General features: G+C 44.3%; 1 protein-coding gene. It reads right to left on the reverse strand.

Translation table 11 applies throughout. The annotated features are described in order from the left end of the window. Positions 1-84 precede the first annotated feature (84 nt). Positions 85-516: an IS200/IS605 family transposase gene (gene tnpA / locus ACO0LL_RS30320; RefSeq protein ID WP_422952231.1), complete on the reverse strand. Its 432-nt coding sequence runs from the start codon at positions 514-516 to the stop codon at positions 85-87. Positions 517-578: the final 62 nt, after the last annotated feature.

Below are 578 nucleotides of genomic sequence, written 5' to 3' on the forward strand. Positions count from 1 at the left end.
AATTAAATTACCTCCGGCAAAGCCGGAGGTTTATTGCTGGGGCGCCTCAAAGGCGCTGGTAACCCTTGATCCGCCTAAAGGCGGCTACAGTCCCAATTTCATTTGGTCGTAACGCTCATCTTCCTGCTCTTGATTTCGGATGTAAGCTCGAACCATTTCTTCATCTAGTCCCACCGTTGAGACAAAGTAACCTCTTGCCCAAAATACTTCTCCTGTGAAATTCCTTTGCCTCCCACCAAAGTGTCTGGCTATCGAAATTGCACTCTTGCCTTTCATGAATCCCACAACGTTTGACACTGAATACTTTGGTGGAACGCTCAAACACATATGAACATGGTCAATCATTAAGTGACCTTCTACTACGCTGCATTCCCTTTGCTTGGCCAACTCCCGAAATATTTCCCCAAGATGCTTTCTCAATGCCCCATAGATCAACTTCTTTCGGTATTTTGGAATGAACACTATATGGTACTTACAATCCCACCTCGTATGACTCAAACTTTGATACTCTTTCATCTTGAAACTCCTTCTTTTGGTAGAGATAGAAGTTTCAAACCGACCGCCGTATAGGTCAAACC

The sequence above is a fragment of the Undibacterium sp. TC4M20W genome (assembly GCF_049340245.1).
Taxonomy (GTDB): Bacteria; Pseudomonadota; Gammaproteobacteria; order Burkholderiales; family Burkholderiaceae_D; genus Undibacterium.